This is a genomic window from Pseudofrankia coriaricola (assembly GCF_001854805.1).
In the GTDB taxonomy this organism is placed as follows: domain Bacteria; phylum Actinomycetota; class Actinomycetes; order Frankiales; family Frankiaceae; genus Pseudofrankia.
Genome location: NZ_MBLO01000265.1, coordinates 26,540 through 50,501, shown reverse-complemented (window position 1 = coordinate 50,501; position 23,962 = coordinate 26,540). Strand labels below are relative to the sequence as shown.

Annotated in this window: 17 protein-coding genes; 8 read left to right on the top strand and 9 right to left on the bottom strand. The window is 70.9% G+C overall.

The genetic code is table 11. The features are described 5' to 3' along the window. The first annotated feature begins 179 nt into the window (after positions 1–179). From BCD48_RS40835 to BCD48_RS40825, 3 genes are all read left to right on the top strand, one after another. Positions 180–3,854 carry a TIGR02680 family protein gene (locus tag BCD48_RS40835; RefSeq protein WP_241842374.1) on the top strand — a complete coding sequence of 1,225 codons (3,675 nt, stop codon included), beginning with the start codon at positions 180–182 and terminating at the stop codon, positions 3,852–3,854. Next, positions 3,854–5,227 carry a TIGR02679 family protein gene (locus tag BCD48_RS40830; RefSeq protein WP_083419972.1) on the top strand — a complete coding sequence of 458 codons (1,374 nt, stop codon included), beginning with the start codon at positions 3,854–3,856 and terminating at the stop codon, positions 5,225–5,227. Before BCD48_RS40835 ends, BCD48_RS40830 begins: the two co-directional genes overlap by 1 nt. Positions 5,228–5,737: 510 nt before the next feature. Continuing rightward, positions 5,738–6,400 carry a restriction endonuclease gene (locus BCD48_RS40825; RefSeq protein WP_083419971.1) on the top strand — a complete coding sequence of 221 codons (663 nt, stop codon included), beginning with the start codon at positions 5,738–5,740 and terminating at the stop codon, positions 6,398–6,400. Positions 6,401–6,748: 348 nt separating this feature from the next. Here the strand turns inward: BCD48_RS40825 and BCD48_RS40820 are convergent, their stop codons facing one another. Together BCD48_RS40820 and BCD48_RS40815 are read right to left on the bottom strand one after the other, a co-directional pair. Next, positions 6,749–7,504 (bottom strand): nucleotidyl transferase AbiEii/AbiGii toxin family protein, encoded by a 756-nt coding sequence (locus BCD48_RS40820; RefSeq protein WP_198543594.1) that lies wholly within the window; start codon positions 7,502–7,504, stop codon positions 6,749–6,751. After that, entirely contained in the window at positions 7,494–8,525 is a 1,032-nt protein-coding gene (locus BCD48_RS40815; RefSeq protein ID WP_071053762.1) for a helix-turn-helix domain-containing protein, read from the bottom strand. The genes BCD48_RS40820 and BCD48_RS40815 overlap by 11 nt, the downstream gene beginning before the upstream one ends. A gap of 449 nt (positions 8,526–8,974) precedes the next feature. Between BCD48_RS40815 and BCD48_RS40810 the strand changes: the two genes are divergently transcribed. From BCD48_RS40810 to BCD48_RS40795, 4 genes are all read left to right on the top strand, one after another. After that, on the top strand, positions 8,975–9,811 hold the full coding sequence (locus BCD48_RS40810) for a Crp/Fnr family transcriptional regulator (protein ID WP_083419970.1): 837 nt from the start codon (positions 8,975–8,977) through the stop codon (positions 9,809–9,811). A gap of 303 nt (positions 9,812–10,114) precedes the next feature. Next, positions 10,115–11,128, top strand: a complete 1,014-nt coding sequence (locus tag BCD48_RS40805; protein ID WP_131804217.1) for a hypothetical protein — start codon at positions 10,115–10,117, stop codon at positions 11,126–11,128. Then, positions 11,125–13,755, top strand: coding sequence for a hypothetical protein (locus tag BCD48_RS40800; RefSeq protein ID WP_071053759.1), 2,631 nt, complete (start codon positions 11,125–11,127; stop codon positions 13,753–13,755). Before BCD48_RS40805 ends, BCD48_RS40800 begins: the two co-directional genes overlap by 4 nt. Beyond that, entirely contained in the window at positions 13,752–14,711 is a 960-nt protein-coding gene (locus tag BCD48_RS40795; protein ID WP_071053758.1) for a hypothetical protein, read from the top strand. The genes BCD48_RS40800 and BCD48_RS40795 overlap by 4 nt, the downstream gene beginning before the upstream one ends. A 485-nt stretch (positions 14,712–15,196) precedes the next feature. On the opposite strand, the gene BCD48_RS40790 is transcribed toward BCD48_RS40795, so the two are convergent. The 3 genes from BCD48_RS40790 to BCD48_RS40780 all read right to left on the bottom strand — a co-directional run bounded on the left by BCD48_RS40790 (position 15,197) and on the right by BCD48_RS40780 (position 17,990). Further along, complete coding sequence (locus tag BCD48_RS40790; RefSeq protein WP_071053757.1) at positions 15,197–16,360, bottom strand: acyl-CoA dehydrogenase family protein; 1,164 nt, start codon at positions 16,358–16,360, stop codon at positions 15,197–15,199. A gap of 102 nt (positions 16,361–16,462) precedes the next feature. Continuing rightward, positions 16,463–17,284 carry a 3-hydroxybutyryl-CoA dehydrogenase gene (locus BCD48_RS40785; protein WP_241842379.1) on the bottom strand — a complete coding sequence of 274 codons (822 nt, stop codon included), beginning with the start codon at positions 17,282–17,284 and terminating at the stop codon, positions 16,463–16,465. A 259-nt stretch (positions 17,285–17,543) separates the two neighbouring features. Then, positions 17,544–17,990, bottom strand: a complete 447-nt coding sequence (locus BCD48_RS40780; protein WP_071053756.1) for a winged helix-turn-helix transcriptional regulator — start codon at positions 17,988–17,990, stop codon at positions 17,544–17,546. A gap of 253 nt (positions 17,991–18,243) precedes the next feature. On the opposite strand from BCD48_RS40780, the gene BCD48_RS40775 reads away from it, so the two are divergent. Beyond that, positions 18,244–19,200, top strand: a complete 957-nt coding sequence (locus BCD48_RS40775) for an alpha/beta hydrolase (RefSeq protein ID WP_071053755.1) — start codon at positions 18,244–18,246, stop codon at positions 19,198–19,200. A 5-nt stretch (positions 19,201–19,205) separates the two neighbouring features. Here the strand turns inward: BCD48_RS40775 and BCD48_RS40770 are convergent, their stop codons facing one another. The 4 genes from BCD48_RS40770 to BCD48_RS40755 all read right to left on the bottom strand — a co-directional run bounded on the left by BCD48_RS40770 (position 19,206) and on the right by BCD48_RS40755 (position 23,868). After that, on the bottom strand, positions 19,206–20,075 hold the full coding sequence (locus tag BCD48_RS40770; RefSeq protein WP_083419969.1) for a 5'/3'-nucleotidase SurE: 870 nt from the start codon (positions 20,073–20,075) through the stop codon (positions 19,206–19,208). A 225-nt stretch (positions 20,076–20,300) separates the two neighbouring features. Further along, positions 20,301–21,209 carry an AEC family transporter gene (locus BCD48_RS40765; protein WP_071053754.1) on the bottom strand — a complete coding sequence of 303 codons (909 nt, stop codon included), beginning with the start codon at positions 21,207–21,209 and terminating at the stop codon, positions 20,301–20,303. Positions 21,210–21,301: 92 nt separating this feature from the next. Continuing rightward, a complete protein-coding gene (locus BCD48_RS40760; RefSeq protein WP_071053753.1) occupies positions 21,302–23,086 on the bottom strand; it encodes an acyltransferase family protein in 1,785 nt (594 codons plus the stop codon). 461 nt (positions 23,087–23,547) lie between these two features. Beyond that, positions 23,548–23,868: a 4a-hydroxytetrahydrobiopterin dehydratase gene (locus tag BCD48_RS40755; protein WP_071053808.1), complete on the bottom strand. Its 321-nt coding sequence runs from the start codon at positions 23,866–23,868 to the stop codon at positions 23,548–23,550. Positions 23,869–23,962 lie beyond the last annotated feature (94 nt).

Sequence of the window (23,962 nt, the reverse complement as noted above, 5' to 3'; positions counted from 1 at the left end):
AGAACGCCTCGGCTACAGCTGGCTCGAGTTCGGCCGGCTCGGCGAGGACGGCACGCCCGAGTACCGCACGATCGGGGCCGGGCTGAAGGCGGTCGCCGGCCGTGGGATCGCCCGTCACTGGTTCTTCGTCACGAGCCAGCGGGTCGGCGCCGACTTCACCCTCGTCGGCCCGACCCCGGGTGGCCCTGACGAGGGACAAGCTCAAGGAGGTCGTCGAGGGCCATGGGCAGGTGTACGACACGGCGTCCGACTACCGACGAGCCGTCGACGAGGCGCTGTTCGGCCTCGGGCCCCATCGCTACGAGACGCTGGTCAACCTGCTCATCCAGCTCCGCCAGCCGCAGCTGTCCAAGAAGCCGGACGAGAAGCTGCTCTCCCGGGCGCTGACCGAGGCGCTCGCACCGCTGGACCCTACGCTCGTGACCACTGTCGCCGAGGCGTTCCGCGGGCTGGACGAGGAGCGGGAGGTACTGCGCGCGCTCACCGAGGCACAGGCCGCGACGCAGGCGTTCCTCACCCACTACGGCCGCTACGCCCAGGTCGCGGCGAGGCGCTTCGCCGCGCCGCCGCGCCAGGCGCACAGCCGCTACGAGCAGCACGGCCGCGAGCTGGCCGAGGCGGAGACCGCCCGCGAGCGCGCCCAGCAGGCGCTCGACGCCGCGGTCACGCGGCTGGAAGCCCTCACGCGGGAAGCCGAACAGCTCGCGGCCCGGCGCGAGGCCCTGAGCGACAGCCCGGAGATGCGCGACGCCAAGGCGCTGGGCTTCGCCGAGCAGGAGGCCAGCCGACTCACCCGATTCGCCGCGCAGCGAGCGCGGGACAGCCAGCAGGCCGCCGGGGCCGTCGAGAGCTGGCGAGCCCAACTCGCCGACGCCCAGAGCGCCGTCCACAGCGACGCGGCATCGTTCGCCGCCGTTGCCGACGACGCCGCCCGGTCCGCCGACGCAGCCCTGGCCGGCGACCGGCACGCCCGCGTGCTCGGCGAGCTGGAACGGGAGGAGCCGCCGTATCCGGCGGCGCGCCGCGCGGCCGACGCGATCCTCGCCGACCAGCGGCGGGCCGTCTCCAGCTTGGAGGGGCTGCTCGGCACGGCGGCGGTGGCCGCGGCCGCGGCCGTGGCCGCCGGCGTCGAACTGGACCGGATCATCGGCGAGCAGCAGGCAGTCGCCACCCGTATCGCGGCCGCCGACGACCAGGTCACCCAGCGCGGCGACCAGCTCCTGGAGGCGGCCGCCTCCTATCTGCGCCGCTGCGTGCGCCTGCGGCTGCCGGACCAGGACCTGACGCTGGCCGCCCTCGCCGAGTGGGTGGACACTCCCGACGGCCGCAGCCCGATGGTGACGGCCGTCGACGAGGCGGCACGCGACGCGACCGCGGCGCTCGGCCGCAGGCAGGCCGCGGTCGAGGCCGAGACCGAGACCGCGCGGACCGAGCTCGCCGCGCTGAACGAGAACATCGAACGCCTCGTCGCCGGTGGTCACGACGCACCGCCCACCTCGTACACCCGCTCGGCGCCGGCTCGCACCGGCCGCCCCGGGGCGCCGCTGTGGAAGGCGGTGGACTTCACGGAAGACGTACCGGCGGGACATCGGGCCGGTATCGAGGCCGCGCTGGAGGCGGCCGGCATCCTCGACGCCTGGGTCAGCCCCGACGGCCAACTGCGCGACGCGGTCACCGACGACGTGCTCGTCGCGGCCGACCGGCCGGCGGCGGGCCGCACCCTCGCGGCGGTGCTCGTGCCGGCGGTCGACCGCGCCGACCAGTCCGCCGCGGCGCTCGACGACGCTGTCCTGACGCGGGTTCTCGCAGCGGTCGGCCTGGAGGAGGACACCGGCGGCACCTGGGTCAGTGTCGACGGCCGCTTCCGCAACGGGGTGCTGGCCGGGTCGTGGCACAAACCGGCCGCCACCTACCTTGGCGAGGGCGCGCGGGAGGCGGCCCGGCGGGAACGGCTAGCCCGTCTGCGTACCGAGGCGGACGGCCTGCGCGAGCGCCTGGCCACGCTTGCCGCGGCCGCGGCCGGGCTCGCCGACCAGCAGCGCGCGCTCGCCGACGAGCACGGCCAGTTGCCGGCCGACACGGCGCTGCGGGACGCGCACGCAGCGCTCGCCCACGAGCATGCGGCGCGCCGACGCGTCGATCTCGAACATGAGCAGGCGGTAACCGTCCTCGGCCTGCGCCGAGCCGAGGCGGACGAGGCGCACGCCGCGGCGGCCGAGTTCGCGGGCGACGTCGGGCTGCCCACCGACGAGGCCGCGCTCGCCGCCGTGCGCGCGGCTCTCGGCGACTACCGGGCGGCGCTCGCCGGTCTGTGGCCGGCGGCGCAGGCTCTCGCCCGGTCCCGTCAGACGCAGGCCAAGGCGATCGCCGAGCTCGACGACGCGGGCAGGCGGCACACCGAGGCTCTCGAGGACCAGGCAGAAGCCGCGGCGCAGGCCGAGACGGCGACCGAACGGCACCGCGTGCTGGTCGAGAACTCCGGCGCCGCCGTCGAAGAGCTGTTCCGCAAGCTCGCCGCCGTGGACGCGGACCTTGGCACCTGCCGCAAAGAAGAGAAGGCGGCCCGGACGGCCGAGCGCGCGGCACTCGACGAGCGGGGCAGGGCCGAGGGCCGCCGTGAGGCCCTGGCCGCTTCCATCGCACAGGCCGCGGCCGACCGGGAGGCCGCCGTCGACCGGCTGCGGGCGTTCGCCGCGACCGGGCTGCTCGCGGTCGCGGTCCCTGGCCTGGAGATCCCCGATCCGGCGGTGTCCTGGGCTCCCAACCCGGCGATCGCACTCGCCCGGGCCGTCAACGCCGCGCTCGACGGCGTCGACGAGGCCGACCGCCGTTGGGAGCTGGTACAGCAGCGGGTGTCGGCCGAGCACAAGGTCCTCACCGACGCGCTGTCCCGCCATGGCCACACGGTCGGGATGGTCGTCACCGACGGCGTGATCGTCGTCGACGTGCTGTTCCAGGGCCGTCGCCAGGACGTCCCCGCGCTGGTCGCGGCGCTCGTCACCGAGACCGAGCAGCGAGCCTTGCTGCTCTCGGCGAAGGAACGGGAGATCCTGGAGAACCACCTGGTCAACGAGGTGGCCGGCGCGCTGCAGGAGCTGATCAGCGCCGCCGAAGAGCAGGTCCGCCAGATCAACGCCGCGCTGGAGACCCGGCCGACCTCGACCGGGATGCGGCTGCGGCTGCAGTGGCGGACCGCCCGCACCGCGCCCGACGGGCTGGGCCCGGTCCGCGACCGGCTGCTGCGCCAGACCACCGACGCGTGGAGCGCGGCCGACCGGGCCGCGGTCGGTGCCTTCCTCCAGGAGGAGATCAGCAGGGAGCACAGCGCCGATGCCACCGGCGGCTGGGCCGAGCAGCTGACCCGCGCCCTCGACTACCGGCACTGGCACGAGTTCGCCGTCCAGCGTTTCCAGGACGGGGTGTGGCGCCCGGCGACCGGCCCGGCGTCCGGCGGCGAGCGGGTGCTCGCGGCCTCGGTGCCCCTGTTCGCCGCCGCTTCCTCGTTCTACGACTCCGCCGGGGGCCAGCGGGCGCCGCGCCTCATCGCGCTGGACGAGGCCTTCGCGGGCGTCGACGACGACTCCCGTGCCAAATGCCTCGGCCTGCTCGCCGCGTTCGACCTGGACGTCGTCATGACGAGCGAACGCGAGTGGGGCTGCTACCCGGAGGTACCCGGCCTGGCGATCGCCCAGCTCTCCCGCCGCGACGGCGTCGACGCCGTGCTCGTCACTCCCTGGCGCTGGGACGGCAGCGCCCGAACCCGCCTGGAGCGGCCGGTGCCACACATCCCTGAGCCGCCGCGCACCGCGCAGGACGCCCCGCCTGCCGCCGACGCCCTGCTTCCGTTCGGCTGATGGGCGCCGACGCCTCGGGTCCGCCAACCGGCGACAGCGAGCGGCTGCGGCGGCTGCTGGGCGGCGAGCACACCAGCTGGCTGGTCAGTCGGGCGCGGCGCCGCCTCGAGCAGGGCCGACCGCTCACCGGCGTCGCCACCCTCGGCAACGCCAGTCCGGACCAGCGGCGGGCCGCCGAACTGCTGCTCGGCCGCCGCGCTGGTGCCGGCACGTCGCTGTCGGTGTCCCTGGACGACGTCGACGCCCTGCTGCGCGCCAGCGGCGCGGCGCCCGGTGGGCTCGCCGACGCCATCCACCTGCTGACCGGGCCCGTCGAAAATCTGGCCGCGCAGGCCGCCGCCGAGGCGTCGGCCTGGTCGGCGGCGCGGGCGCCGCTGGACCAGCTCGTCGCCGCGCGACCGATCCTCATGTCCTGGCTGAGCTGGCTGGACGGCACTGGCACGTTGGGTCGACTGACGGGAACCCCGGAGACGGCCGTCACCCTGGTCCGCGGGCTCGTAGCGGTGCTCGACGCTTTGCCTTCGCCCGGAATCGCGCTCGGCCGGCTGGCCGCGGCCTGCGTCGGCGACGCCCACGCCCTGGACGACGGCCGGCCGCTGACGACACTCGCGCTGCCGGCGGTCCGGGTGTTGGGCGGCTCCAGCCCGACCGGCGACGGCTCCGCCGTGGGCCGCCGAGCTGCCTGGGCCGCCGTCGGGGTCCACCGCGACGATCTGTCGTCGACCGTGCTGTGCCTGGGCATACCGGGCGGCTCCGCGACCTCGACTGGGCGGATCCTCGCCGCCGCGACCGAGGCCGGGGAGCCCTGCGTGCTCACGCTGCGCCAGCTCAGCCACAGCCAACACCAGCCAGATCTAGGCGTCGGCGCACGCACCGTCTTCCTCTGCGAGAACCCCATCGTGCTTGCCAGCGCGGCAGACGAGCTGGGCGCCACCGCCCCGCCCCTCGTCTGCGTGTCGGGCCAACCGTCGGCCGCGGTCCTCAGCCTGCTCGACACACTCACCCGCGACGGCGCCCGGTTCGTCTACCACGGCGACTTCGACTGGGGCGGCCTGCGGATCGCCAACGGCCTGCTGGAACGGATCACCTGGCAGCCCTGGCGTTTCGATACCGAGGCCTACCGGACCGCACTCGCCGTCGGCGGCGGCGAGCTCACCGGCCGGCCCGTCGACGCGGCCTGGGATCCCGAACTGCGATCCGCCCTCGAGCAGCACGCCATCCGCATCGACGAGGAACTCGTGCTCCCCGACCTTCTCGCCGACCTCGCCGCCGCGACCACGCGCCAGGCCCCCGGCAGGATGTCGGACATCCATCACAGGCCTCCCACCCACGGTGGGCCCGGAGGTCCGCGCCGCGGGTCTTCCAGGCTGTGACGCCGGCATGGTCAACCGGGTCGACGATCACCGTCAGGACGAAGCCGGCGCTCGGCGAGTAGCCGATCAGCCGGACCGCGCCGAGCTCGCTCTTGGGATCGGGGGTCACGTACGACGCGACGCGGGTCCTTGGCCGCCTCGATGGTCAAGGCTCGATATCCGTCGCGCCGGCGTAACGCTCCGAGCGACGCCGGATGTACGCGGCGTCCTCGCCGATCCACCACAGGCCCTCTACCAGGACTTACGCACGACTCCGGCGGATTGCCGCTACGACCCCCCTCTGGCCGGCGTTCCATCGCGCCGCATCGAGCTGTCTGCTCAGCTTCTGGTGATCTCGAAGTCGAGACCCTCCCTTGCGGCTGGCAGGCCATCGTCGATGCCGTTGCGGAGCCCACCGCGACACGCGAGGGCGCTGATCTTCCCCAGCGGTCGGATCGGACGGGGGTGAATGGGACCGACTTATCGCAAAAGGCGCACAGCTGTGAAGCAAATTGTCTCATCCTGGCTGTCGTGTCAGGACGACGTAGCCCTTCCCGCCGCCCGGCATACGTCCGAGCCAGGCGACGCCGGCGGAGCCGGCGCCGGACCCGCGGCCAACAGACCTGGGGTGGGATCGCGCTCGGGGTCGTCGGGTTTCTCCTGATCGGCGCGGGGGCAAGGGCGCTGGGCTGGTGGCTGCTCGCCGTACTGCTTCTCGTTCTCGCCGGCCTTGCCGCGGCCCGCTGGCTGCGGGTGTGGCGCACCCGGCAGCTCAAAGATGTCGCCGCGGTCGACGGGATGAGTCCCTCCGAGTTCGAGCAGCACGTCGCGGACCTGCTGGTTCGCGACGGCCTGGTGGCGGTGCGGGTGGTCGGCGGCGCGAACGACCGTGGCGCCGACGTGGTCGGTCGGACATTGCGCGGCGAGCGGGTTGTCGTGCAGTGCAAGCGCTACCGGAGCCGGACGGTCGCGCCGCGGGAGGTACGTGAGTTCAACGGCTGCGCCTGGTCCGAGCATCACGCCGACCACGCGGTCCTCGTGACGTCGGGATGGTTCAGCGACGCGGCGGCCGACTTCGGCCGCAGGAACGGCCTGCGCTTGGTCGACCGGGAGGCACTGGCCGCCTGGATGGCCGGCCGGCCGTTGATCCCCACAAGGCGCTCGTCCCGCCCGACGGCACCGGAGTCTCCATGAGGTACCGCGCGTCGAGGTAGGTCGCGATCGGGCCGAGTTCAACCAGCCCTCGCCACCGAGGCACCGAGGCACCGACCACGTGGACGCGCCAGTCATCACAGAGGTCATCACGAATGCCATCACAGATGACATCGCCGCAAATCGGTCCTCGCGGAGGCCCTACCCCGTTCGCTGTTCGGTCAATACCGAACAGCGAACGGCGGCCATCACGGGGCACCACAACGGGGGCGCCCGCACGAGAAGGGCCTGTGAGGAGCCCGCCGTAGCCAGTCGATCGCCGGTCCCGGACGAACAGCGCGCGAGCCGTCTCGCGCGGGAGTGTCAAGTTGACTTGACACTCCGGCTGCGCTAAGGGCGTTCGCAGGCGTCGAGAAGGAGTTCGGCGACGAGATCGATGTCGTCGATCGTGAGGTCTCGGCCGCCCGCGCCGTGGATCCGTTGGATGGCCTGGTCCCGGCGGCGGACGAGCCAAAGATCGACGTGAAGAGCGATGTCAGCGGCGGTTGACGCGTCACAGGTGGCGAGCTGGGCCAGAGCGACCGCGCGCGCCGTGTCGTCGAGCGCGAGTCGGAGGATGTCCAGCAGGTCGGTGCCTTGCTTCTTCGCGGGGCGGTTCATCACCGCCTGGAGCTTCATCGCGATGATCGGACCGGGCTCGGCGACAAGCGTGGTTACCTCGACGCGATCACCGGTCGACCGGATCACTTCGATGGCGATCTCGGTGGCGGTGTCGTTCGCCCAGGCGTGCGCGGCGGCGTGCAGGCGGTCTCCGGGATCGTCGCTCGGCTGGTCGAGCTCGACCTGCCGTACCTCCAGCACGTCCACCTTGACCTGGCCATACGGAGTGGGCAGCAGCACGCCAGCGGGCTCTACCGCCTTCGCGCCCGCGACCGCGCGGAGCACCTCCAGATGCGGGGCCGTCCCACAGAGCCGGTCCACGACGTCGAGGTCGACCGTCGCTCGGTGCGTGGTCGAGAGCCGGCACAGCACCGCCAGTCCGCCGACGACGACCGGTGGCTGGCCGATGAGCGTGCGCACTTCCTCGACGGCCTGGACGACCCCGGCCATGGCGTCACCCAGGAAAGCGACCCGGCTACCAGACACGCGCCCACCTCGGGTCTGGCAGCCAGGCGTCAAGGATCTCGCGCCCACGACCCTCATCCTGTGCCAGGTCGAGGGCGACGAACAGCGGGTGCGCGAGCGGCCACCGCCACCGATCGGGCAGCAGCTCGACGCGACGAGCGCAGGCAGCCGCCACGGGAGCGACCCGCACCGCGGCCTGCGCCTGGGCTGGGGTCGTGGCGCTACCAAGGAGCGTGGTCGCGCGCCGCAATACCGCGTGATCCGGGATGAAGAAGTCGGGCATCTGGTCGGCGCGAACAGCGACGGGAGCGCCGTACGCGACAGCGGCGGCCGTGTCGGTCAACGCCCACCCCGTCTCGTCCTCCCCGTTGTGGAGCCCAAACCGCAGGGCTTTGCCGACGCCTGTCGTGTCACCAGGATCGGGAGGGCTGGCGAGGTAGGTGCGTCCTGTCGGCCAGCGCTCGGCCAGTTGCCAGAACAGCCGCGAGTCCGTCACCGTGTTCGTGGCGTCGACAAGATGATCACGTCGGAGCGCCGCGAGCACCTGCGACACGGTGCTGGCGGACCGGCCGAGCCGGCGTGCCAACTCCCGGACGACGACGCCCGCGCGCGGCTCCATCAGCAACTCGACCCCGACCTCCAGCCCGGCTTTGCCGCTCAGGCCCTGCGACCGCTCGCCGTTTGTCACCATCGGAGAGACCTCGGCGTCGATCACGAGGCTGATGGAACGAAGCGCGATCCGGCCGCGGAGGTCGTAGTAACCAGCCCGCTGCTCGATCAGCAGCTTCCGCGCCGCCTCGGTCACCCGGTCGGCAACGACCATCAGGACAGGGCCACCCGAACCACTGGGTGTGCGGCTGGCCGCGAGCAGCTGCGTGGCGATGCCTTCGGAGACCAGCGACAGGCGCTTGAGCTCGACCGGAACCGCGACACCGGCCGGATCGACCACGAGATCGACCCCACCATCAGCGCCGGTGCCCGGTGGCCGGGCCTCGACCCCGAGTTGAAGAAGGGCGTCGACCACCAGGGCCTCCGTGTCCATAGGTACCAGCGTTCACCTCGTTCGGTGTTCGGTCAATACCGAACACCGAACAGTAGCAACCGAGCACCGCAACCGACGCCCACGCGAGAAGGCCTGTTCAGCAGATCGCCCACGCCAGCGGCCGATCTTGACTACGAACAGGGCGTCGCACGGATCCGACCTGGCCGAGCGGGGTACGGGCCGAGGGCCTCGCACCGAGCGAGGCGTCGGGCACGCGCAGAGACTCGATCGTCCAGCGACGGGTGCCGCGGAGGGTGGCGAGGTCGAAATCGCCAGCCCGATCGCCCCGCCCAGGTGTTCCCTGTCCGATGTTAGTCGCCATTCGGGCGAAAGGCCATTTCCGGGGAAAATCTGCTCGTATGCGGCATAGTGGATCCGGTCATCGCGTGAACAAATCGGGAGGACGATGGAATCGTGGCCAGAAGGCGTCTGCTTGATACACCCGCCAGATGAGTCAGGCGCGTGCTCTGGAACCGCGCGGGTTGTGTGCCCTTCTTGGCGCCAACCGATGGTCGGCGTTACTGGAACGGGGCGTCCGACGTGCGTACACGCCGAGGAGCCTGCTCCTTCGTCAAGGGGATTTGGGAACGCATCTGCTCGTCCTCACGCAAGGTCGAGTGAAGGTCCTCCATGGAAGCCCGGACGGTTCGGAGGTCCTGGTCGCCATCCGTGGCGACGGGGACGTCGTCGGCGAGGTCGCCGCCTGGTCACCCGAACGGAATCGCCGAGTTGGGCAGAGGGGTGACGTACCGGCGGAGCGGGCGACCGCGCAGCGGCCACCGGCACAGCGGACGCAGGCCGCCCGCGACACGATGTTCTCCGATCGGACCAGAGGCAGCGGAGCGTGGCGTGCCGGCCGTCGACGGACGGCGTCGGTGGAGGCACTCGACCGGTGCGTCGCGCACCGGATCGAGACGGCGACGTTCACGCGATTTCTCGATGAGCACGACGCGCTCGGGGTGTTCACCGAGTACCTGCTCGACCGCATCGCTCAGTCTGTGCAGGACCAGGCACGCGTGACTCTGCAGCCGGCCGGGCAACGGATCGCATGGCTCCTGGTGGAGACATTCGAACTCGCCGGTCTGGAGCTCGCCGACCCGCGGCGCATCCCGTTCTCTCAGGCGGGTATCGCGGCCGCGCTCGGACTCGCTCGCAGCACCGTCGCCGAGAATCTGCGGCGGCTGCGAACGGCCGGTGCGCTGGGGTCCGGCCCCCGCATCCTGGTCACGGATCCGGTCGCCCTACGCCGTGTCGCCTCCGATCAAGCGGACAGGCTGGATGGATAGGGCGGACGCACCCTGAATCCTCCGGGTGCATGGCAGACAGGCTGACGATGGTCATTCGCCGCCGACCACACCTCGCGTAGCAGGCAGAGCGTCGCCCGATGGCTCGAATCCGACCCTGGCCAGCGATTCGATCGGTGATTCAGGACACAGCCGGATTGTCCACGGTTGGACAATTCGCGAGGAAGCCGACGTCGAGGCTGCCTACAACGGTTCGCCTCGACGTGGAGGAACGGCGTGACACTGCTTCCGGATCTCAGCTCACCAACCCCGGGCCGCCCGCGCGCCCTGCCGCCCTATGCGGTCATGCTGGCGGTCGACATCAAAGACTTCGGTGGTCGGCGTGGCGTCGACCACGAGGCGCTGACCGCAGCAATTCCCGACATTCTCAACGACGCGCTCTGCCGCGGCGACCTCGGTCACCTCGTCGACGCGGACCGGTTCGACCAGGCCAGCGGTGACGGCTGGCTTCGTGGCTATGATCCGACCCTCACGCCGTTTCTCCTCAACCCCTTTCTTATGGCGTTGGAAAACGAACTTACCGACCGTAACCATCGGGGCGCCCACCGTTCGGGGGCCGGGCAACCGTTGCGGATGCGGGTGAGCGTCAACCTCGGGCCTGTCACGGACTCCGGTCGCAACCAGGCTTCGGACGGCAGCGGCGCCGCGCGGGTCGCCACCCATCGGCTGCTTGACGCCGCACCCGTACGTGCGCTGCTGGAGCGCTCCGACCCGTCGGCGACCCACGTCGCGGCCATTATTTCGGCCCGTGTGTACGAGGACGCGGTCCTGACGGGCTATGCGGCAATGCCCGACAGCCTGTTCCATCGGGTGCCGGTCGAGGTCAAGACGTACCGGGACATCGCTTACCTGCACGTGCCCCGGACCTCCGGCCGGCTGCTCGCGGAGGGCTTTGGCAGTGCGCCGTACGAACCCGCGAACCCGCAGGCCTTCCCCCGACCCGATCGCGGCGACGGCAGCCCGGGTGGGCCGACGGCAGGGAGTAGTCGAGCTGGTCGAACAGGCGCGCCTCGGGATGTCCGTGTCGGAGGGGTCGGCAACGTCGGCAGCGCCTCGACCGTGTTCGGCGGTGACAATCACGGCTCCCTCACCTCCGGTCCTCATCTCGCCGGCCCGGTGGGCGCCTACGTCGCTGGCAGCACCGTCCGTGACGTCACCTCCGGTAACACCGTGGCCGGCAGCATCTATGAGGGTGACACCCAGCCTGCCCGCGAAGCACGCGACGTGGGCGGGGCCCATGCCGCTGAAAGCCAGGACACGACTCGCGGTGCCAACGGTCACGAAGAGAACAGCCAATGACGAGCCCGGCCGAATCCGACGACCCAGCGCCCCAAGAAACCGACCACCGCGAAAGACCCAGTGCGCAGGATGACCAAGATGACGTCGGGGCCTTGCTGTACGGCGATGGCGACCCTGGCGCGTTCGGCGGCGACTACTCGCGAGGTGGCGATGGGTTTGTCGGCGAGCAATCATACGACGGAGGTGACCGCGGTGCCTCAGATAGCGATGGTTCCCTCGATGATGCCGACAGCGACGCCATCGATGCCGACCTGGGCGAACGCGCGTCAATCAGAATGGCCGGCGTCGGCGACGTCGGCCAGGCGGGACCCGTCTTCGGCGGCGACAATCGGGGGGTCGTTCAAGAACAGGGCACACAGAATAACACTACCGTCAACGGCGGAAATATCGGAAGTCTCATCAATCAGCCGACCTTCGCTATCCTCATGTCGGAGGCACGGGACGGTTTCCTCCAGAGGCTGGGTAACCGCCAGCAAGTTTCCCGGACGCGGGACATACGCTGGTTGTCGCTGCGGTTCGCGCCTCCAGACAGGTACGAGGAGGCGGTCGCGACACTCAGGAAACATCGCGTGGTTCTACTGACCGGCGAGGCCGGGAGCGGACGGCTCGCGGCCGCAACGATGGCGCTATGGTCCGTCACGGCGGCCGACAGAACGAATGCGGACCACACGGACGTGGGCGGAAAGGCTCACGTCCAGGGTGACGTTGATGACGGCGACCTGCCACTGCGGCACCCTGCCGCCTCATCCACGGAGATCATTCGGGACTTGGCGACTCCCGAGGACCTCCGGGATGGCGGCGGCTCATGGCCGAGCTCCGATGAGATCGAGCCGGGCGAGCGGCTACGGCTCGACCTGTCGCGAACGGCTGGGGCTCTGCGGCGCAAAGACACGGAACGGCTGCTCGATCTCGCCGTCGCCGTCGCTGCCCGGCCCGCGTGGCTCGCCATCGTGGTGTCAAAACGCATCCTGCAAGTCCTCCCCATGGAGCTCGGCATCTGCCATGTCAGGATCGGCCGGCCGGACCCGGTAGCGGTGCTGGCACGTCATCTACGAGCCGATGGTGTCGATCTGTCGGAGTCGGATCTGCGGAGTGCCGATCAGGAAGGCCGCCTCGAGGGACTCCCCACTGAGATGGTCAGCCGTCTCGCACAGGGCGCACCTCGCCCGCTCGGTGTAACGCGCGGGGAGAGCTCAAGTCCGTCGAAGTGGCTGCCGTTGGCCCTCGACGCGGTGACCGGGAACGAGGTCGCCATTTTCCACAGCTTCGCGGAGCAGATGCGCCCTACTCAAGAAAACGAGACGGCATGGCGGATCCGCCTGGCCAGTGTCGCGATGCTGGAGGGATCCACCGCCCCGGTGATCGCCCTCGCCGAATGGGAGCTGATCCGGATCTGTGGCCCCGCCGACTCACCAAGCAGGGAGCCACATCCGTTTGAGCGGGAGGATCTGGACTCGTGGCTGAGTTCCGTCGGCGCTGTCGCGAGTAACGCCTCGGTAGCCCGGACAAGCCAGGTGCGATTCGCGCAGCCTATGTACGGCGTCGCCGCCCGACGCTACTTCTGGACCCAGCACCCCCACCTAGTCGACGTCTATCTCACGTGGTTCGACGGTCTGGCCCACGGGCTCGCCCGGAGGCAGCGAGACGGCCGGGCGGCGGCGACACTACTGGCGAATCGAATCGCCGAACAGATGCTCGCCAGCGCAGCCGTCGACGACCTGCTGCGGTTGAGCATGCGCTGGATGAAGGTCTCCAACCCGGCACATATCGCCGCCGCAGCTTGGATACTTCGACTCGGTCTCGATGACGAGGCGATCGGCTCGCAAGTCCGCAGTGCGTTCTATGAATGGTCGCAGGGCTCACGTCTGACGTTCGACGGCGCAAGGACGGTCATCGCGCTCTGTCTAGATCCGCTGGGGCTGTCCCGCCCGGAGTTGGCGACCACCCGCCTGATGCATTTCCTCGGCCATGAGCAGCAAGCGGTCGGGGACGTCGCTGTGAAGGCTCTCCTAGACCTCGCGGCAAAGGAGGATCGCCACCGCCTCGTGCTGACCCGCGTGCTGCGGCTTCTTGCGGACAGACCATCGGTGGACGATCCTACCGACGGCGAGGAGCCGTCGCCGATCGGCCGGCGCGAGCGGCGTTGCCGGAATGCCATCAGAGTTTTCCTCGAGCTGGCCAGCGTCGACCGGCTTACCAGCGCATATCCGGAGATCTTCAGCGGAGCCTCGAATCTCGGCCCGGGGCTCGACACTAACGAACCACGACCAGCGATCACGACGTTTGACGGTCTGGCCGGGGCTTGGCGGGTGGCTCTCGAACAGAGGACGGACAGCGGTGCGCTGACCGCACGGCTGGCAGACTGGCTCACCTCAGCGAGTACATCCTCTTCGAGTCAAATCCTCGATATCCTGGCGGCCGCGTGTGGGCGGCGCGTCGACCTGCAGAATCGGCTGTCGGCCCTCGCGCTGGCCGCCACACGCGGCTCCGTGACCGGGAATTCGCTGGCCCGTAACCGCGCCCATTTCCAGCTGCTGGAACGGATTGCGCAGTCCGACGAACTGCTAACCGGATCCGTGCCCGCGCACCAAGGCGGAACTTCGACCGTCGGAAGGGCGGAGGAATGATCTTCTTGATGGAGCGACACCGGTACGGGCGCTGGTTGCCTGTCGCCGGCGTGACTGTCTCCCTGTGCCTCGTGATCACCGTGCTCATCGGTATGCCCCGCTGGATGCTGCTCTTCGCGGGCGCGGCTCTCGCGGCCACGCTGTACGGCTGGTCCCGAGTGACCGCGACGCAGCCGGCAGCGATCCCTCCGGTCCTACCACCACCAGCCGTGATCCCCGCCGAACGGTCTGACCAGAACGAGCGGTTCGTCGACGCGGTATCCAGCGCGACGCCGGGTTTCTCGTTCGTGCTCTCGTACACCGCGCGATGGCAGGCACCTCCTGGCCCACGCTTTGGGTCGGACGAACTTCTCGTCCGTGACCTGGTACTCGATCGAGCCCGTGAGGCCGCGAAGGTGGTGACCGTTGGAGATCCCGCCCTGGTGGCTGAACTGGTCACGATGAGGTTGCGCGGGACCATCCCGACCCACCCCGGCGGCAGGGTGTCGGACGTGCGAGTAGAGGACGTGCAGATGCGGGTCGAGAAGGACACCACCGAGCGGTGGCGCAGCCTATCCGCCTGGAGAGTGGAGGTCGATCTGGCAGATGCCAAGCTCGATCACCTCGGCAAGCGGGTGTGGACGAACCCTCGGGACGCTCTGCTGTGGCAACTCGCGCAACAGCCTGACCTCGGCAAAGCGGTCGGTACGATCGAACCGGTTCGCCGACTGCTGCGTGCGCTCGATGAAACTGACGGGCCCGATGAATCGTGCGGCGCGGGCGACGGGCAGCCGCGCACACGTCCGAGTATTCCCCTCACCGTACAGCTAGTCGAGCACGCGTTCCCGGATGAGATCGGCGCGAGAAACGTGTTCGCGACGAAATTCGCCCATATTCTTGAACGAAGCGATCGACCTGCCCTGGCGAAGGAGATCCAGGACCGATTCCTGTCACCGGGAGGTGATGGATCAGAATAGGAAGGTAGATCCACCCGACGGTTGGCGGATGGGCTAAGTCGCGCGGGCCTGTGGCCGGCTCCAACACAGGGATTCGGCCGCACGTCCGGCCGCGGACGATCAGATCAGGATTCCGTCAACTGAGCTCCCTCGTATCGCGCTGGCTGAACGCCGGCGTGCCACCCTCCCAGGTCGCCGAATGGGCCGGGCACAGCGTTCGCGTGCTGCTCACGGTCTACGCGAAGTGCGTCGTCGGCGAAGAACAGCGCGCGCTCCGGCTCATCGACGCCTCCTTCGCCGCCGAGCAGGAACCCGACGGGTCCCMAGGCGCACCGGCGACCATGCAGGGCGCGAGTCCCGCAGAAATCCACGGAAAATCCACAGACACTCGGATACCACCGGAGGCAGCCGGACCAAACCGGACACCCAGAGTCAGCGAGCCCAGCCCGGCCGCCGACCTCCCAGATGACTCCTGGGGCCTCTGACCAGCGAAAACAGCAGGAAGATCAGCCCTTGAGGATCTGCCTCGACATCACTACGCGCTGTATCTGGTTCGTACCCTCGTAGATCTGGGTGATCTTGGCGTCGCGCATCATGCGCTCGACGGGGAAGTCGCGGGTGTAACCGGCGCCGCCGAACAGCTGGACGGCATCCGTCGTCACGGACATCGCCGTGTCGGAGGCGAAGCACTTCGCGGCGGCGGTGATGAAGCCGAGATTCGGCTCGCCGCGCTCAGCCCGGGCGGCGGCGACGTAGACCATGTGCCTCGCCGCCTCGATGCGCATCGCCATGTCGGCGAGCATGAACCCGACGGCCTGGTTGTCGGCGATCGGCCGGCCGAACTGCTTACGGTCCTTGGTGTAGGCGATCGAGGCGTCCAGCGCTCCCTGGGCGATACCGACTGCCTGCGCGCCGATCGTCGGCCGGGTGTGGTCGAGGGTGGCCAGCGCGGTGCGCAGGCCGGTGCCGGGGGCGCCGATGATCCGGTCACCGGGGATCCGGCAGTCGGTGAAGTGGATCTCCCGGGTCGGCGAGCCCTTGATTCCGAGCTTGCGCTCTTTGGAGCCGACCTCGAAACCCGGGTCGTCCTTGTGCACGACGAACGCCGAGATCCCGTCGACCTTGCGGGCCGCGTCCGGGTCGGTCACCACCATGACGGTGTACCAGGTGGAGATGCCGGCGTTGGTGATCCAGCACTTGGTGCCGCTCAGGACCCAGTCCGACCCGTCCCGGCTGGCCCGGGCCCGCATCGACGCCGTGTCCGAGCCGGCCTCCCGCTCGGACAGGGCGTAGGAGACCATCGCTTCGCCGGCCGCGACCGACGGCAGCACCCGCTTCTTCAGCTCCTCCGACCCGGCGAGCAGGATCGGCATCGTGCCGAGCTTGTTCACCGCCGGGATCAGCGAGCTCGACGCGCAGCCGCGGGCGACCTCCTCGATCACGATGCAGGTCGCGACCGAGTCCGCGCCCTCGCCGCCGTACTCGGCCGGGACGTGCACGGCCGAGAACCCGGCCCGGTTCAGCGCGTCGAGCGCCTCCTGAGGGAAGCGCTCGTGCTCGTCGACGTCCGCCGCGTGCGGAACGATCTCCTTGTCGACGAGGTCACGCACCGCCTCACGCAGCGCGATGTGCTCGTCCGGTAGCCGGTACAGATCGAACCCGGAGTCCACCTTCGGCCTTCTTCCTGCTTCGCTCGTGAAGCCTTCACCCTGCTGCTACCCAGGCCGGCCACGGCGTTCCCCACCGCGGCCGGGTCCCAGCCGCGCGGCGCGTCAGCCGCGGTAGTCGTGGAAACCGCGGCCACTCTTCTTGCCGAGCAGGCCAGCGTCCACCATCCGCGCGAGCAGCGGCGGCGACGAGTACAGCGGCTCCTTGAACTCGTCGTACATCGACTCGGCGACAGCCTTGACGGTGTCCAGGCCGATCAGGTCAGACAGCCGCAGCGGGCCCATCGGGTGGCTACAGCCGAGCACCATGCCGTTGTCGATGTCGTCGGCCGAGGCGAAGCCGGACTCGAACATCCGGATCGCCGACAGCAGGTACGGGATGAGCAGCGCGTTCACGACGAAGCCGGCGCGGTCCTGCGACGAGATCACCTGCTTGCCGAGCGGGCCCGTGACGAAGGCCCGCGCGCTGTCCTTGGTGGCGTCGGCGGTCAGCAGCGACGGGACCAGCTCGACGAGCGGCATCACCGGCACCGGGTTGAAGAAGTGGATCCCGATGACCCGCTCCGGCCGGCTCGTCGCCATGCCCAGCTTCATGATCGGGATAGACGACGTGTTCGACGCGAAGATCGCCTCGGGGGCCGCGATGACCTTGTCGAGAGTCGAGAAGATCTCGGTCTTGAGCTGCTCGTTCTCGGCGATCGCCTCGATGACCAGCTGCCGGTCACCGAAGTCGCCCAGGTCGGTCGTGAAGGCCACCCGCCCCCAGGTCGCGTCCCGGTCCTCGGCGGACAGCTTCCCCCGCTTGACCGCCCGGTCCAGCGACGCGGTGACCCGCGCCCGCCCGGCCTCCACCGCACCGGCGTCGATCTCGCGTACCAGCACGTCCACGCCGGCCCGCGCGGCGATCTCGACGATGCCGGACCCCATCAGGCCACAGCCGACGACACCCAAACGTTCGACCGCCGACAGCTCGACCCGCTCGCCGTCCACCAGGAGTCCTCCTCCGCTCGCGCGCCCTGTCCGGGTTCCCTCGTTCATGCCGGCCTCGGCCCGGCCGTCCATTTTCCTTTTTAGGAAGGCCGACTTTCGGACGTCCAGCTAAATGGGCCGAACGTCACCCCCCGGATGACCATCCGACGCCACCCGCCTGGCCCGAAACCCCCGGAGACGTGGCATCCAACCCACCCTAGCCCCGGCCGACAGGACCGTCAGCCGCGTGCGCGAGCACCCGAGACTCCCCGCTCCGCGCCGCCGCCACGCCCGTCTCCGGCTCCGTCTCCGAGGCCGGAACCAGAGCTGGAGCCGATGCCGGGTGTTCCAGCGCCCACGCGCAGATCGCGGCCAAAGGATCACGCAGAGTCAGACCGAGGTCGGTGAGGGCGTACTCGACGTGCTGGGGCGCGGCCTGGCGGACCACGGTGCGCGCGACCAGCCCGTCCGACTCCATCCCGCGCAGCGTCTCGGTCAGCACCTTCTGGGTGATGCCCGGCAGCCGGCGGCGTAGCTCGGCGTGCCGCTGCGGCCCGGCGAGCAATGCGTAGACAACCAGCACCCGCCACTTCGCCGCGAGCCGTTCCAGCGCCTGCCGGGTCGCGCAGGACTCCTCCAGCACGTCCGGGATCACGAGGGCCATTGCCGCTCCTCCGCCTTGGGTCCGGGGCTCAACGGTCCCCAGCATCTCGCGGTCACCACCCTGGGAAAAGGCGGCGTGGGCGGGCGTCGACGTCCGACTGCTCCTGGTCCCACCCGCGCCGGCCCATGGGCACCTGAAAGTTCCGTCTGGTCCGTGCGCCCCGGTGCGTCCTACGGTGACGGCGCGGCGGCTCCCGTCCGCCGATTCCCTGCTATTCGTGCCGATTCCTTCGGCCGCGCAGACGAGGACGCCGATGAGTTCCACCCCGAGCGTGCAGACCACCGACACCGCCCGCGTCGACGTCGAGCGGGTCGAGTTCGCCGCCGAGGGCGTGCCCCTCGTCGGCGAGCTCCGCCTCCCCGCTGACGACGCCGACCCCGCCGGCGCCCGCGCCATCGGCGTCGTGCTGACCGGTCCGTTCACCGGGGTGAAGGAGCAGGTCGTCGGCCGGTACGCCGAGCGGCTCGCCGCCGCCGGTTTCGCGACGCTCGCGTTCGATCACCGGGGATTCGGCGAGAGCGGCGGGCGCCGTGGCCACGAGGACAGCCAGGGCAAGCTCGCCGACCTGCGGGCCGCCGTGGACCTCCTCGCCGCCCGCCCCGAGGTCGACGCGGAGCGGCTGGCGGTGGTCGGGGTGTGCCTGGGCGGCGGCTATGCCGTCCGCGCGGCGGCGACCGATCCGCGGCTGCGGGCCGTGGCCGGGATCGCCGGCGCCTACAACAGCCCGGCGTGGTTTGCCGAGCGCATGGGGCTGCCCGTCTACCGGTCGGCGCTCACGTCGTTCCTGGCCGGCTATGACGAGCCGATCCCGGCGGTCGCACCAGATGGCGGCGAGGCGGCGATGGGTGGCCCGGAGCCGTACGCCTACTACGGAACCGCGCGCTCGACGTCACCGCACTGGCGCAACGAGGTCACCCGCGGCTCGCTGCACTCGCTGATGACGCTGGACGCTCTCAGCGCGGCCCCGCTGCTGGCCGGCGTGCCGCTGCTCATCGTGCACGGGCGGGTCGACGACTACTGCTCCCCCGAGCTCGCCGCCGAGATGCACAGGCGAACCACCGCCGCCGGCCCCGCCGGCACCGCCGGCACCCCGGGCACCGCCGAGATCGTCTGGCTCGACACGACGTCGCACATCGACCTCTACGACGCGGAGCCCTACGTCAGCGAGGCGGCCGCGGCCACCATCACCTTCCTACGCCGCTCCTGCTGAGCGGGTCAGGACGCGGGCTTGACGGGGATGGAGGTGAGAGTCGCGAAGCCGACGTTGAAGGCGGCGACCTCGTCGGCCGGGGTCTCGGTCGACGAGCAGTCCTGGCCGTTCGTGAGGGCCTTGGACATGTCCGTCAACGTCGGCTCGGTGGGCAGCTCGCGCTCGCCGCGGATCTTGGCGGTGCCGCAGTTCGGGATGTTCAGGTTCGGGATGCTGGCCAGCGCCGTGCCGGAGCCGGTGCCGGTGAACTCGCCGCGGTGCTTCGTCACCCAGGCGACGACGAGGTCGGCGCCCTGTGTGAAGTCGTAGGTCGACCCGAGGCCCATGCTCGTGGCGATCGACGGGATCCCGCGGGTGGCGGCGGCCCGGGCGGCGCCGACGGTGCCGGACAGGTCGACGACCGGGCCCAGGTTCTGGCCCTGGTTGATGCCGGACACGACCAGGTTCGGCTTCACCCCGAGGGTGTCGAGGGCGACGTTGACGCTGTCCGCCGGGAAGCCGTCGACGGCGGTCGCGGCGGTGCCGCTCGCCGTGGTCGCGTCGTGGTGGGCCGGTGGCTGCGGCGACGTCTTGCCGCCCGTCCCGCTCTGGTTGGTGGTAGGCGCGACGACCTGCACCGTCACCGCGGGCAGGGCGGCGAGGGCCTTGGCGACCGCGTCGATGCCGGGGCCGCCGACACCGTCGTCGTTGGTCACCAGGATGGTCAGCGGCGCGGGCGCTGGCGCGGCGCTGGTCGCCGCCACGGGGGCGCTCGTCGTCGCGGCCGGCGCGCCGTCGTCGTCGCCTCCGCCGCAGGCCGCGGCGCCGACGAACAGCACGCCCGCCGCCCCGGCCGCCAACGCCATGCGCGCCGGAGCCCGCCACACACCGACCATCGTCGCATCCTCCTCACCTGGGGTCCGGCGGCGCTGTGACCGGCCGGACGCACCGTCACCGCCCGGCCCGAGATGCCATAGCTCGAAGCGCCGTACGCGGAGCAGCGGGCGCCATTGTCGCCACCCCGCGGCATCAGTGGACAGGGGGGACAAAGATGTCACCTTCCGCTCGTCCACTGTTCAGGCCGGTTCCCGCCGCCTGTGACACGAGGCAGCGGCGTGGGCCTACAGGTGCAGGAGGAACGACCAGCCGGCGCAGGTGAGGATCGAGACGGGGACGCCGACGCCGACGAGCATGCTCGGCAGCGGCGTCGCCAGGTCGTGCCGGGAGGCCATCAGGGCGCCGGCGACCATCGGCGGCATGGTCGCCTCGAACAGCGCGACCTGCAGCGCCCGGTCACCCAGCGCGCCGAACAGCGCGTAACCGGCGATCACGAGCGCCGGCGCGACCAGCAGCTTCACCGTGAGGCCGATGACCAGCTCGCGCCACCACCGCCGGGCCGCGCTCACCTCCACCTGCAGACCGATCGCGAACAGCGCCAGCGGGGTGAGCGTGTCGCCCAGCCGGGTGAGCACCTCGGTCAGCCAGCCCGGGTAGCCGACGGGCCGCAGCGCGAGCCCGGCGACCAGAGCGAGCAGCGGTGGCGCGATCAGGATCCGGCGGGCGATCTCACGCGGCGCCACCCGGGTCCTGTCGGACGCCGCGATCGCCACCAGCGTGGTCACGGCGGTGCTGAGCAGGACGAACGAGCCGAGCTGGTCGACGATGACGGCGATCGGCACGTCGCCAGCGCCGAAGAACGCGGTCACCATCGGGATGCCGACGAAGGACGTGTTCGCCACGGCCGTCGTGGCGACGAGCGCGTAGACCGCCTCCCGGCCGAGCCGCAACGGCCGGGCGATGACCAGGTAGAGGCCGACCGTGACGGCGAACAGCAGGTAGGGCATCGCGACGACGGCGACGATGCTGCCGGGGAAGCGGACCTCGTGCATCACCCGCAGCGCGAGCGCGGGGAGCGCGATGTTGAGCACCCAGAACGTGACCGCGTGCTGCGTGTCCGCGCCGGCCTTACCGGTGCGCCGGAAGGCGACCCCCGCCGCCAGGCCCACCAGCAGGACGACAAGGGCGGACACGGACGACCATGCTCCCGACGCGGGGTGGCATCGGAACGTGTGTAGGCACGGATGTGGGTGGGCTCACCCGGCATCCGTGCCCGCACCGTCACCTACCGCTCCTGGCCGTCGTTTCCACGCCGTGGGAGGCGCAGGCGCATGGTGGTCTCGCTGAAGACAGGGACGGGCCCGACAGGCCTCGACAGGCGCACGGTCGTCTCGCCGACGGGCATGGCCACGGACGCCGGGCGGGCCACTGGAACCCCCGGCACCCCTGTCCCCGCTGTCCCCGCCGTCTGGACGGGAGCGGACCGGCCGGAGGCCCACTTCGGTCGCCGGCGCTGGATGGGACCCTCGAGCAGGTAGTACGACGCCGCGGCGAGGCCGATCGCCAGGAGCCCGGCGACCACCGTCGCCGGGCCTCGGCCGAGCCGCGCGACCAGCTTGTCGCCCGCGAACCCGGTGACGGGGAAGTGCCACAGGTAGAAGCCGTAGGAGATCCGGCCGAGCCAGGCAAGCGGGCGGCACCCGATCACCCGGAAGAGCCACGTGGGCCTGCCCTGGTCCAGCGCGAGGATCAGCGCCGCGGCGAGCAGCGCGACGCCGGTGAAGCCGCCCCGGTCCATGACCGTCGTGCGCGCGCCGTTCTCGGGCACGGTCAGCACGGCCACGGCGAGCGCGGCCAGCGCGAGCGGCCCGGCGACCGGCAGCGCCGCCAGAATGCGCGCGAGCACCCGCCCGCCGGCGCTGGTGCCGGCACCAGCACCGGCGGCGCCACCCGCGTGTGGTTCGCCCTCCCGTGCCTCCAGCCTCGACGCGCGCAGCCAGGCCGCGAGCGCGCAGCCGATCAGCAGACTGTCCGACCTGGTGTCCAGCGCGAAGTAGGTCCGGTTACCGGAGACGCCGAGGTCGGCGAGCGTGGCCCGCCAGACGGCGACCACGACGGCACCGCCGAACAGGATCGCGGGCAGCCGGCGGGCGAGTGCCTCGCGGCGGCAGATCGCGACCAGCGCGACCGGCCAGAGGAGGTAGAACTGCTCCTCCAGCGACAGCGACCACACATGCCCGAACCAGGCACCGCCGGAGTCGGGCCGCAGCACCCTGAAGTAGTCGTTGACGTACAGCAGGGAGGTGAGGGCGTTGTCGAGGAAGTCGAGCTGGTCGGCGCGCGTCTTGAGCAGCACGACCAGGACAGCGCCGATCACGACGAACGCGTAGTACGCCGGCATCAGGCGGAAGGCGCGCCGGACGTAGAACGCCTTCAGCGAGATCCCGCCGGTCCGGTCCCGCTCGGCGAGCAGCAGGCCGGTGATCAGGAAGCCGCTCAGTACGAGGAAGACGTCCACCCCGAGGTAGCCGCCGCCCAGCGCCGCCATGTGGTAGCCGAGCACGCACAGAACCGCGATGGCGCGCAGACCGTCGAGCGCCGGGTTGTAGCCGCCGGGCCGCATGCCACCACGGGCCTCGCCGCCCCGGTCGGCCTCGCGGACCGGGGCGCCCTGGTCACTCTGGCCGCCCTTGCCGCTCCGGCCGGCCGCGGTGTCCCGCCGGTCGAGCCGCCCGCCCGTCCAGCCACGCCGCCGGGTCGTCCCGCCGGCCGCCGCGGCACGCCGGCGCCGCGGGTGCCCGGCAGGCTCGGGCCATGACGGCGGGCTCGAGGACGATGACGTGCGCGGCCAAGGCTCCGAAGAACCGCCGGAGTCACCGAGATCCTCGAGACCGCTGTCGACGAATGACGACGACGAGCCGGCCCCGGAGGAACTATAAGTACGGTCGAGATCCCGCAGACCGTTGTCTACAACGGAGTAGCGGTTGTATTCTACATCCGTGTAGATTCGGCCTTGCGCCGAATCCCGCCCGGCGGGCTCCTCCCCCGGTTCGCGCGGACTCGCGCCCATGCCGTCCCCCTAGCTGCCGGCCCCCTCGGCCGTTGTCCGGCCGACCGGTTTCCACGAGTTGATTCCGTGAGTTGATTCCGTGCGAAGAGATTCCGCACAGACGGTTCACAGTAGTCGCACATGCAGTGGATGCACCGATGCGGTCGGCGGCGATTCAGGAACGTCATCTGGCATTAGCAGCAGCGGGACAACACCATCCATGACCGCGCACGGCGAGTTATTGCCCGACGACGCCGCCCACTGGTGGCCCACCTGGCCGAAGAAGATCGCGCACATACAGTGGCGATGGAGGGTTCGACGCTGGTCATCGCCGGCGACCGTCGCCGCCCGTCCACGACGCCCCTCGGCCGGCGGGCGCACCGTCTCTCGGGTCCTCGCCCTCCCGGGGCGGGCGTCGAGGTGCCAGCCGTCAGCGGGCGTCGCCCGCCGGCGCCGCTGGCCGGCGTCGTCAGCGAGCGCCGTCAGCGAGCGCCGTCAGCCGCGGTGATTTCGGCGGCGAGACCGTCGATGATCCGGGCCTGCTCCAGGTCGAGGAACGTGACGCCACCGGCGTCGTGGGTCGCGAGCGCGAACGTCACCCGCCGCCAACGGATGTCGATGTCCGGGTGGTGGTTCATGCCCTCGGCCACCTCGGCGACCTGCCGGACCAGCTCGACGCCGGCCAGGAAAGTCGGCGCCGTCACCGTGCGGCGGATCGTCCCGTCCGCGAACGACCACGCGGGCAGCCCGCGCAGCCCGTCGGCGATCTGCTCCGCGGACAGCGCGTCGGGAACGTCGGCCATGGCGGACTCCTTCCGCTCGCCCCAGTCCGGCATGCACGTCTGAGTCACGCCAGGGTCCACCGCCGGTAGGGACCACACCGTAACGCGGTTGAAC

Coding starts and splice junctions, on each gene's coding strand:
- BCD48_RS40800 (WP_071053759.1), top strand. CDS start 11,125: ATGACGAGCCCGGCCGAATCCGACGACCCAGCGCCCCAAGAAACCGAC.
- BCD48_RS40760 (WP_071053753.1), bottom strand. CDS start 23,086: ATGGGCGCGAGTCCGCGCGAACCGGGGGAGGAGCCCGCCGGGCGGGAT.
- BCD48_RS40770 (WP_083419969.1), bottom strand. CDS start 20,075: ATGGTCGGTGTGTGGCGGGCTCCGGCGCGCATGGCGTTGGCGGCCGGG.
- BCD48_RS40795 (WP_071053758.1), top strand. CDS start 13,752: ATGATCTTCTTGATGGAGCGACACCGGTACGGGCGCTGGTTGCCTGTC.
- BCD48_RS40830 (WP_083419972.1), top strand. CDS start 3,854: ATGGGCGCCGACGCCTCGGGTCCGCCAACCGGCGACAGCGAGCGGCTG.
- BCD48_RS40815 (WP_071053762.1), bottom strand. CDS start 8,525: ATGGACACGGAGGCCCTGGTGGTCGACGCCCTTCTTCAACTCGGGGTC.
- BCD48_RS40755 (WP_071053808.1), bottom strand. CDS start 23,868: ATGGCCGACGTTCCCGACGCGCTGTCCGCGGAGCAGATCGCCGACGGG.
- BCD48_RS40785 (WP_241842379.1), bottom strand. CDS start 17,284: ATGGGGTCCGGCATCGTCGAGATCGCCGCGCGGGCCGGCGTGGACGTG.
- BCD48_RS40810 (WP_083419970.1), top strand. CDS start 8,975: ATGAGTCAGGCGCGTGCTCTGGAACCGCGCGGGTTGTGTGCCCTTCTT.
- BCD48_RS40775 (WP_071053755.1), top strand. CDS start 18,244: ATGAGTTCCACCCCGAGCGTGCAGACCACCGACACCGCCCGCGTCGAC.
- BCD48_RS40780 (WP_071053756.1), bottom strand. CDS start 17,990: ATGGCCCTCGTGATCCCGGACGTGCTGGAGGAGTCCTGCGCGACCCGG.
- BCD48_RS40805 (WP_131804217.1), top strand. CDS start 10,115: ATGCTGGCGGTCGACATCAAAGACTTCGGTGGTCGGCGTGGCGTCGAC.